This is a genomic window from Pseudonocardia pini, assembly GCF_013870575.1.
Classification (GTDB): domain Bacteria; phylum Actinomycetota; class Actinomycetes; order Mycobacteriales; family Pseudonocardiaceae; genus Pseudonocardia; species Pseudonocardia pini.
The window spans coordinates 1-9,178 of record NZ_JACBXB010000147.1; the positions used below are offsets into that span (position 1 = coordinate 1).

General features: G+C 73.3%; 10 protein-coding genes and 1 pseudogene. 5 read left to right on the top strand and 6 right to left on the bottom strand.

The features are described 5' to 3' along the window. Positions 1–277: GntT/GntP/DsdX family permease (locus tag H5J29_RS11355; RefSeq protein ID WP_446686475.1), on the bottom strand; the 277-nt coding region annotated here is incomplete at its 3' end. Continuing rightward, entirely contained in the window at positions 274–783 is a 510-nt protein-coding gene (locus tag H5J29_RS11360; protein WP_312858163.1) for a gluconokinase, read from the bottom strand. The genes H5J29_RS11360 and H5J29_RS11355, both read right to left, overlap by 4 nt. Positions 784–846: 63 nt before the next feature. Between H5J29_RS11360 and H5J29_RS11365 the strand changes: the two genes are divergently transcribed. The 5 genes from H5J29_RS11365 to H5J29_RS11385 all read left to right on the top strand — a co-directional run bounded on the left by H5J29_RS11365 (position 847) and on the right by H5J29_RS11385 (position 6,942). Beyond that, positions 847–1,866 (top strand): Rv2578c family radical SAM protein, encoded by a 1,020-nt coding sequence (locus H5J29_RS11365; RefSeq protein WP_181780898.1) that lies wholly within the window; start codon positions 847–849, stop codon positions 1,864–1,866. Positions 1,867–1,952: 86 nt separating this feature from the next. After that, positions 1,953–3,722, top strand: coding sequence for an aspartate--tRNA ligase (aspS, locus tag H5J29_RS11370; protein ID WP_181780899.1), 1,770 nt, complete (start codon positions 1,953–1,955; stop codon positions 3,720–3,722). A 3-nt stretch (positions 3,723–3,725) separates the two neighbouring features. Further along, positions 3,726–4,667: a DUF389 domain-containing protein gene (locus H5J29_RS11375; protein ID WP_181780900.1), complete on the top strand. Its 942-nt coding sequence runs from the start codon at positions 3,726–3,728 to the stop codon at positions 4,665–4,667. Between the two features lie 11 nt (positions 4,668–4,678). Further along, the gene (locus H5J29_RS11380; protein ID WP_181780901.1) at positions 4,679–5,869 is read left to right on the top strand and encodes a hypothetical protein; all 1,191 of its coding nucleotides are present in this window, start codon (positions 4,679–4,681) and stop codon (positions 5,867–5,869) included. A gap of 167 nt (positions 5,870–6,036) precedes the next feature. Beyond that, the gene (locus tag H5J29_RS11385) at positions 6,037–6,942 is read left to right on the top strand and encodes a GDSL-type esterase/lipase family protein (RefSeq protein WP_312858164.1); all 906 of its coding nucleotides are present in this window, start codon (positions 6,037–6,039) and stop codon (positions 6,940–6,942) included. Between the two features lie 47 nt (positions 6,943–6,989). On the opposite strand, the gene H5J29_RS11390 is transcribed toward H5J29_RS11385, so the two are convergent. From H5J29_RS11390 to H5J29_RS11405, 4 genes and pseudogenes are all read right to left on the bottom strand, one after another. Next, entirely contained in the window at positions 6,990–7,217 is a 228-nt protein-coding gene (locus H5J29_RS11390; protein ID WP_181780902.1) for a hypothetical protein, read from the bottom strand. Positions 7,218–7,302: 85 nt separating this feature from the next. Continuing rightward, a complete protein-coding gene (locus H5J29_RS11395) occupies positions 7,303–8,457 on the bottom strand; it encodes an aminotransferase class I/II-fold pyridoxal phosphate-dependent enzyme (protein WP_312858165.1) in 1,155 nt (384 codons plus the stop codon). Continuing rightward, the gene (locus tag H5J29_RS11400; RefSeq protein WP_181780903.1) at positions 8,454–8,942 is read right to left on the bottom strand and encodes an Lrp/AsnC family transcriptional regulator; all 489 of its coding nucleotides are present in this window, start codon (positions 8,940–8,942) and stop codon (positions 8,454–8,456) included. Before H5J29_RS11400 ends, H5J29_RS11395 begins: the two co-directional genes overlap by 4 nt. A 9-nt stretch (positions 8,943–8,951) precedes the next feature. Continuing rightward, positions 8,952–9,178 (bottom strand): annotated as a pseudogene (locus H5J29_RS11405) (aminotransferase-like domain-containing protein); the annotation flags it as partial.

Below are 9,178 nucleotides of genomic sequence, written 5' to 3' on the forward strand. Positions count from 1 at the left end.
CGGAGTCTCGCAGCAGGCCACCGATCATGGCGCCGAGCGCGATCAGGACGCCGACGTCCCCCACGGTCGACCCCAGGCCGTCGGTGAAGCTCTCGACGGTCCCCTCCGCGCCGAGCCCGCCGACGATCCCGAGCACCGCCGTGCCCGCGATCAGCGCGAGGAACGGGTGCACCTGGAGCCAGGTGATCAGCACGACGATCACCGCGATGCCGAGCACCGCCGCCAGGATCAGCTGGGTCGGGCCCGCGGCGGGCGGGGCCGCCTGCGCGAGGATCACGCGACGCCCCCCGGGGCCAGCACCCGGTCGACGACGGCGACCGGGTCGCCGGTGCCGTCGACCTCGATCCCGGGCTCGTCCGGATCGAGGGGTTCGAGGGTGTCGAGCTGGCTCTGCAGCAGCGAGGCGGGCATGTAGTGGCCCGTGCGGTTCGTGACCCGGTCCGTGAGCGCCGTGGGGTCCACGGTGAGGTGCACGAACCGGACCGAGGGGTGCCCGTCGGCGAGGACCTCCCGGTAGGCCCGGCGCAGCGCCGAACAGGTGACGACGGCGTCCCGGCCCGCCGCCTCCCGCTCGCCGACCCACTCGGCGATGAGGCGGAGCCACGGCCACCGGTCCTCGTCCGTGAGCGGATGGCCCGCCGCCATCTTCCGGCGGTTCGCCTCCGGATGGAGGTCGTCGCCCTCGGCGAAGTCCCACCCCGTCCGGCGGACGATCTCCTCGGCCACCGTCGACTTCCCGGATCCGGACACACCCATCACGATCAGCGTCGTCGTCCCCTGCACGCGGACAGCAAAGCCGACGACGGCGGGTTGCGCAGCGTATCGAACATGTGTTCGACTCGCGCCATGCGATGGAGCGGGCAGCAGGTGCAGGACGGCATCCCCGGACTCGTCCGGGAGGTCCGCGCCCCGGAGTTCGCCGGGGTGGTCTTCCACGAGGTCGAGGCGAAGTCGGCGCTGAACAGGGTGCCCGGCTCGTCGCCCATGCCGTTCTCGTGGACCGTGAACCCCTATCGGGGCTGCTCGCACGCGTGCCGCTACTGCTTCGCCCGCAACACCCACACCTACCTGGACTTCGACGCGGGCGCGGACTTCGACTCCCAGATCGTGGTGAAGGTGAACGTCGCGCGGGTGCTGGCGTGGGAGCTGGCCCGGCCGCGGTGGGCGCGCGAGCCCGTCGCGATGGGCACCAACACCGACCCCTACCAGCGCGCGGAGGGGAGGTACCGGCTGATGCCGGGGATCATCCGGGCGCTCGCCCGCTCCGGAACCCCGTTGTCGGTGCTCACGAAGGGCACGGTGCTCGGCCGTGACCTCCCCGATCTGGTCGCCGCCGCGCGGGACGTGCCGGTCGGGCTGGGCGTCTCCCTCGCGCTGCTGGACCGTGACCTGCAGGGCAGGCTGGAGCCCGGGACGCCGAGCCCGCGGGCGCGGCTGGACCTCGTCCGGCGGATCGCCGACGCCGGCCTCGACTGCGGGGTGATGGTGGCGCCGGTGCTGCCCTTCCTCACCGACTCGGCGGAGGCGCTCGACGGGCTGCTGGCCGAGCTGGTCGAGGCGGGGGCCTCGGGGGTCAGCGTGCTCCCGCTGCACCTGCGGCCCGGGACCCGGGAGTGGTTCCTGGCCTGGCTGGCGACGGAGTACCCCGCGCTGGTCTCGCGCTACGAACGGCTCTACCGCCGCGGCGCCTACGCCGACCCCGAGTACCGCAAGGCCCTCGCCGCCCGCGTGCGCCCGCTGCTGCGGCGCCACGGCCTCGACCGCGGCGAGGGGGTCCGACGCACCGGGGGAGACGGGTTCCCGCACGGCGCGGTACCCGCCGAGCAGCTCGCGCCACCGGTCGTCGAGCAGCTGACCCTGTTGTGAGCGGCGACAGTCGCTGGAGCGCCCATCGCCGCGCACCGGAAACCTGGTCGCGGGCCCCCCGACCCCGGCGGATAGCCTTTCCGACCGTGATGCGAACCCACCCCGTCGGCACCCTGCGTGCCGAGCACGCCGGCCAGACCGTGACCCTCGCCGGATGGGTGGCCCGTCGCCGCGATCACGGCGGCGTGATCTTCGTCGACCTGCGCGACACCTCCGGCTCCGCCCAGATCGTGTTCCGCGAGGGCGAGATGGCCGAGCGCGCCCACCGGCTGCGCTCGGAGTTCTGCCTGCAGGTCACCGGCGAGGTCGTCCTGCGGCCCGCGGGCAACGAGAACCCCGACCTGCCGACCGGCGCGATCGAGGTGACCGTCACCGAGCTCGTCGTGCTGAGCGAGTCGGCCCCGCTGCCGTTCCAGATCGACGACGCGAACATCGGCGAGGAGGTCCGGCTCAAGTACCGCTACCTTGACCTGCGCCGCGCCGAGCCCGCCGCCGCGATCAAGCTGCGCAGCCAGGTCAACAGGGCCGCCCGCGCGGTGCTCGACGGCCACGACTTCGTCGAGATCGAGACGCCGACGCTCACCCGCTCCACCCCCGAGGGTGCGCGGGACTTCCTGGTCCCCGCCCGCCTACGGCCCGGCTCCTGGTACGCCCTGCCGCAGTCCCCGCAGCTGTTCAAGCAGCTGCTGATGGTCGGCGGCCTGGAGCGGTACTACCAGATCGCCCGCTGCTACCGGGACGAGGACTTCCGCGCCGACCGGCAGCCGGAGTTCACCCAGCTCGACATCGAGATGAGCTTCGTCGAGCAGGACGACGTGATCGCCCTGGCCGAGGAGATCCTCGCGAGCCTCTGGGCGCTCGTCGGCCACGAGGTCGGGGAGATCCCGCGGATCAGCTACGCCGAGGCCATGTCCCGGTACGGGAGTGACAAGCCCGACCTGCGCTTCGCCATCGAGCTCACCGAGCTGACCGAGTACTTCGCCAAGACCGAGTTCCGGGTGTTCCAGAACCCGTACGTCGGCGCGGTCGTGATGGCGGGCGGCGCCTCCCAGCCCCGCAAGCAGCTCGACGCCTGGCAGGAGTGGGCCAAGCAGCGCGGCGCCCGCGGGCTGGCGTACGTCCTGGTCGACGAGGACGGCACGGTGTCCGAGAAGGGCCCCGTCGTCAAGAACCTGTCGGAGGAGGAGCGCGCCGGGCTGCCCGCGGCCGTCGGGGCGAAGCCCGGGGACTGCATCTTCTTCGCCGCCGGGACGCCGAACGAGGCCCGGGCCCTGCTCGGTGCGGCCCGCGGCGAGATCGCCCGGCGCACCGGTCAGCTGGACGAGTCGGCCTGGTCGTTCGTGTGGGTCGTCGACTTCCCGATGTTCGAGAGCACGGCGGACACCACCGACGTCGCCGTCGGCAAGGGGGCCTGGACCGCCCTGCACCACGCCTTCACCTCGCCCACCCCGGAGTGGATCGACACCTTCGAGCAGGACCCCGGGGAGGCGCTGGCCTACGCCTACGACATCGTCTGCAACGGCAACGAGATCGGCGGCGGGTCCATCCGTATCCACCGGGCGGACGTCCAGAAGCGGGTCTTCGAGATCATGGGCCTGGGCGAGGAGGAGGCGCAGGAGAAGTTCGGCTTCCTGCTCGACGCCTTCTCCTTCGGCCCGCCCCCGCACGGCGGCATCGCCTTCGGCTGGGACCGGATCACCGCCCTGCTGGCCGGGCAGGACTCGATCCGCGAGGTCATCGCCTTCCCGAAGACGGGTGGCGGTTTCGACCCGCTGACCGCGGCGCCCGCGGCGATCACCCCGGAGCAACGCAAGGAGGCGGGGGTCGACTACGTGCCCCCGAAGCCCGAGAGCTGATCGGTGCTGCACCTGCGCGTCGTCAGCCCGACGGACCGGACCGCCGAGGTCCGCAGGCTGTTGGAGGCCGAGCCCGGCGTCGCCCACCTGGTGATCCTGCCGGGCACGGCGGTCAAGCCCGCCGGGGACGTCGTGCTCGCGGACATCGCCCGCGAGTGCGCCGACGGGCTGCTCGGCGCGCTGCTGGCGCTGGGCCTCGACCGGGACGGGGCGATCACGCTCGAGGCGCTGGACACGGTGCTCTCGGACGCGGCGGACCGCGCCGAGGCCGAGGCGCCGGGGGAGGGCTCCGACGCGATCGTCTGGGACGAGCTGATCGCCCGGACCGGCGAGGACTCCCGGCTGACCGGCTCCTTCCAGGCGTTCCTCACGATCGCCTGCCTGCTCGCGGCGATCGGCGCGGTCACGGACTCGCCGGTGCTCGTGGTGGGTGCGATGGTGCTCGGCCCGGAGTTCGGACCGCTTGCCGCGATGGCCGTCGGGCTGGTGCTCCGGCGTCGGGACCTGGTCCGACGGGGCGGGCTCGCCCTGCTCGTCGGGTTCCCCCTGGGCATGGGCATCACCGCGCTGGCCACCCTCCTGTTCGACGCGACCGGGCTGATCACCAGCGCGTCGCTCGACCACCTGGCCGAGGTGGAGTTCATCTACGAGGTGGGCCCGTTCTCGCTGATCGTGGCCCTGCTGGCCGGGGTCGCGGGGATCCTGGCGCTGACCTCGGCGAAGTCGGCGAGCCTGGTCGGGGTCTTCATCTCGGTCACGACCGTGCCCGCCGCAGCCTTCGCCTCGGTGGCGCTGATCGAGGGACGGTTCGTCGAGGCCGGCCTCTCGGCGCTGCAGCTGCTCGTCAACCTGATCGGGATCGTCGTCGCCGCGGCCGTCGCGCTGGTGCTCGCCCGGCTCGCGCGCAGGCGGCGGGACCGGGGTAGGGCGCTGTCCACGGGGTAGGCTCCTGCGTGATGTCACGTGACCTGGCCGACTTCCCCAGGCCTGTGCTCACCGCTCTCGCCGCGGCGGAACGGCTGCTCACGCGCCGGGCCGGCGCGACGGTCGTGCTCGCCGACCCCGAGGACCTCGGCGGCAGCGAACGATCGGTGGTGGCGCGCGCCCGGGTGGCGCGCAACCCGTTCTCGCTGCCGCGCACCCTCGTCGTGAAGCACTATCTCGGTGACCCGGACCCCACCAGGCCCGACCCTTTCCACTTCGAGGTGGCCAGCTGCCAGCTGTTCACCGCGCTCCCGGTCGACGCCCGGCCCAGCCCTGTGCTGATCGCGCACGATCCGCAGGCCCGGCTGCTGGTGCTCGAGGATCTCGGTCGCAGCTCCACCCTCGCGGACACCCTGTTCGGGACCGACCCCGTCGCGGCCCAGCGCTGCCTGCTCAGCTGGGCCCGGGCACTCGGCCGCATGCAGGCCGCCACCGCCGGCCGGGAGAACGACTTCGGTGCCCTGCTCCGCAGGCTGGGGGAGAAGGCCCGCCGGGACCCGGTGGCGGACGAGGCGCGCGCGGCGTTCGCGGGCGTGCCGGAGCTCGTCGAGGAGCTGCTGGGTGTCACGGTCTCGGCGCGGGCGCAGCAGGAGGCCCGGGACACCGCGCGGCTGCTCGGCGGGACCCGGTTCCGGGCCTTCAGCCCGTCGGACACCTGCCCGGACAACAACCTCGTGACGAGCCGGGGCGTGCGGTTCGTGGACTTCGAGTGGGGCTGCTTCCGGGACGTCGCGCTCGACGCCGCCTACTTCCGGGTGCCGTTCCCGGCCTGTGAGTCCAGCTTCGCCCTGCCCTCGGGGCTCGCCGACGCCATGCTCGAGGCCTGGCGGAACGAGATCGCCACCGTGTGGCCGGACCTCGACGATCCCGCCCTGCTGGGCAGGCGGCTGCTCGACGCCCAGCTGCTCTGGGTCTGGCTGTGCACCTGGTGGCTGCTGCCGCGGATCGTGGACGGGCACACCCGACTCGGCGTGGACCCGGGCCGTTCCCCCACGATCAGCGTCGCGCTCGCCGACTACTGGCGGCGCCTCGCCGGGGACGCGGCCGCGGGCGGCCGACCCGCCACCGCCGAGCTGGCGGACTCGCTCTCGACCGCGCTGAGCAGGCGGTTCGAGTCCGCGGAGGGGTCCCTGCCGGTCTACCCGGCCTTCCGCTCGGCCTAGCGTCCCGCACCGCCGGTCGACCCAGCCGGTCCGAGGCTCGCACCGGGTGTCCTCGCCGGACCGGCGACGCCGCCCGTGCCTGCGGTGGCCGGGAAGTTCGCCTTCCGGCCCGATGACCTTCACCGGGCGCACATCGGCGGTGACCACGCCTCGCCGATCATGCCCTCGTGACCGTGCAGACGCTGCGACCTGCCCGTTCCCTCGAGAACCCGCTCCGTCCGATCCGGACCCTGGCCACCCTGGGCGACTCCACCGTCGTCGGGCTCGGGGATCCGCTCCCCGGCGGGGGGTGGCGGGGCTTCCCGGTCCTGCTGCGGGACGCCCTCGGGGCCGAGCTGCTCAACCCCGCCCGCACCGGCGCCCGGATGGCCGACGTGCGGCACACCCAGCTGGCCGGGGTGCTCGGCGCGCGACCCGACGTCGCGGTGATCTGCGCCGGGATCAACGACACCCTGCGTTCCGACTTCGACCCGGACGGCATCCGCCGCGACCTCGCGGAGACACTCGCCGCGCTGCACGCGATCGACTGCCATCCCGTGGTGCTGCGCTACCACGACCACACACGGGTGTTCCGGCTGCCGGGGCGGCTGCGGACCGCCCTGCGCACGCGCGTGCGGAGCCTCAACGCGGCGATCGACGCGGCGATCGACGCGGCGATCGACTCCCGGACCGGCTCCGGGACGGACGAGGCGGCGGCGGACACGGTCGGCACGGTGGGCACAGTGGGCACGGTGGGCACGGTGGGCACAGTGGGCACAGTGGGCACGGTGGGCGTGCTCGACCTGCACCTGCTCCCCGGTGGCTACGAGCGCACCGCCTGGAGCGTGGACCGGCTCCACCCGTCCGAGCTGGGGCACCGGCTGCTCGCTCGCGGCGCGGGGGAGCTCCTCGCCCGGGAGGGCTTCGCGGTGCCCACCCTCGTGGGCACCGAGTGCGCGGGCGGACGCGAGATCACGCACCTGCACCGCGCGGCGTGGATCGTGGTCAAGGGCACGCCGTGGCTGGTCCGCCGCGGTCGCGACCTGGGCCCCGTGATCCTGCACGGCCTCCTGACGGGCGGCCGCGCCGCCTGACGTCGTGAGTGGCGATCGCCGCGATGGCGACTATCGCCGCTCACCGGTCAGGCGGTCTGGCGGAGGTCCAGGGGGGTCAGGGGCTGGCCCGTCTCGATCTCGAAGATGTGGGCGCGGGTGCAGGGTCCGCAGACCCAGCTGACCGACCCGCCGACGTGGTGGCTGCTCCACGCGAGGCCCTGCTCGTCCCGCTTGGTGCGCGGGCCGGAGCAGACGGTGCAGAAGACATGGCCGGCGGTCGCAGATCGTGCTGAGCTGTCCATGGTGTCGTCCATGCCCCGAGAGCATGGCCGGGACGCATTGCCGTTCTGTGAACGCCACACCCCGCAGTGTTGCGATCCGGCGAAGACTGTGAGCCCCTTACAGGCCCGTGAGGAACCGGTCGATCCGGACCAGCGCCTCCTCGAGCTGCGGCAGCGCCGTGGCGTAGGAGCAGCGGATGTGTCCCTCGCCGGAGGGCCCGAACACGTTCCCGGGCACCACGGCCACGCTCTCGGCCTTCAGCAGCCGCTCGGCGAAGGTCTCCGAGTCCAGGCCGGAGGACCGGATCGACGGGAAGGCGTAGAACGCGCCGCCGGGCTCGGGGCAGTCCAGCCCGATCTCGCGGAGCCCCTTCACGAACACCCGCCTGCGCCGGTCGTAGTCGGCGACCATGTCCTCGACGTCCCCGTCCGCCTCGCGCAGGGCCTCGATCGCGGCCAGCTGGGAGACGTGCGGGGCGCACAGCATCGTGTACTGGTGCACCCGCACGCACAGCTCCGCGACGGCCTGGGGCGCGCAGATCCAGCCGACCCGCCAGCCGGTCATGGCCTGGGCCTTGGAGAACCCGCCGAGGACGACCGTCCGCTCGCGGGCGCCCGGGACCGCGCCGAGGCAGGTGTGGGTGCCGTCGTAGGTCAGCCGGTCGTAGATCTCGTCGGAGACCAGGTAGAGGTCGTGTTTCTCGGCCAGCCGGACGAGACCCTCCAGCGCCGCGCGGGGCTGCACCGCGCCCGTCGGGTTGGCGGGGGAGCCGATCAGGATCGCCTTGGTGCGCGGGGTGATCGCCGCCTCGACGACGGCGGGGTCGACCGCGAAGCCGTCCTCCCAGCGCGTCGGGACCCGGACCGGGGTGCCGCCGGCGAACGCGACGCACGGCTCGTAGGCCACGTAGCACGGCTCGGGGACGATCACCTCGTCCCCGGGGTTGAGCAGCACCCGCAGCGCGAGGTCCAGGCCCTCGGACACGCCCGTGGTGATCAGGCACTCGGTGTCCCACGCGTACTCGGCGGCGTACCGCTCGGCCAGCTGTGCGCAGATGAGCTGCCGCAGCTCGGCCAGGCCCGCGTTGGAGGTGTAGGTGGTGTACCCGTGCTCCAGGGCGTAGATGCCGGCCTCGCGGATCCGCCACGGCGTGACGAAGTCCGGCTCGCCGACGCCGAGGGAGATGACGTCCTCCATCTCGGCGGCGATGTCGAAGAACCGCCGGATGCCCGACGGCGGGGTCTCGCTGATCGTGGTGTTCAGCGCCTTCACGGGGTCACCGGCAGCCGGTGGTCGGGCTCGGGGTCGGTGAACGAGTCCCCGTCCTGCTTGTGCGTCTTGAGTACGAAGTGGGTGGCGGTGGCCTGCACCCGGTCGATCGTGGAGAGCTTGCGGCTCACGAAGTCGCTGACGGCCCGGATGTTCGGCCCCACGACCGTGCACCGCAGGTCGTGCCCGCCGGAGACGAGGTAGCAGCTTCTCACCTCCGCGAACCGCGAGAGCCGCTCCGCGACGTCGTCGAACCCGACGCCGCGCGCGGGCGTGACCGCCACGTCGATGAAGGCGGTGACCTCGGTCGCGTCGGCCCCGTCGACCTTCTCCCAGTCGACCACCGCCTTGTACCGGCGGATGACGCCCGCCTTCTCCCACGCCTCGACCTGGGCCGACACCTCGGCGACGGACCGACCGGTCATCGTCGCGAGGGTGGTGTGGCTCAGGGTCGAGTCCTTCTCCAGCAGCTCGAGGATCTCGCGCACGGTCGGACCCTACGGCAGGGCCGCGGCGAGGCGCCCGACCGCCTCGCGCAGCTCACCCGGCGGGTAGGTGGCGAAACACAGCCGGGCGCTCGCCGGGAAGGCGCCCTCGGCGGCGAACGCCGAGCCCGGCACGAAGCCCACCCCGCGCTCCAGCGCCCGGGGGAGCAGCGCGGTCGTGTCGGTGCCGTCGACGAAGTCCAGCCAGACGAACATGCCGCCGGTCGGCGTCGAGCGGA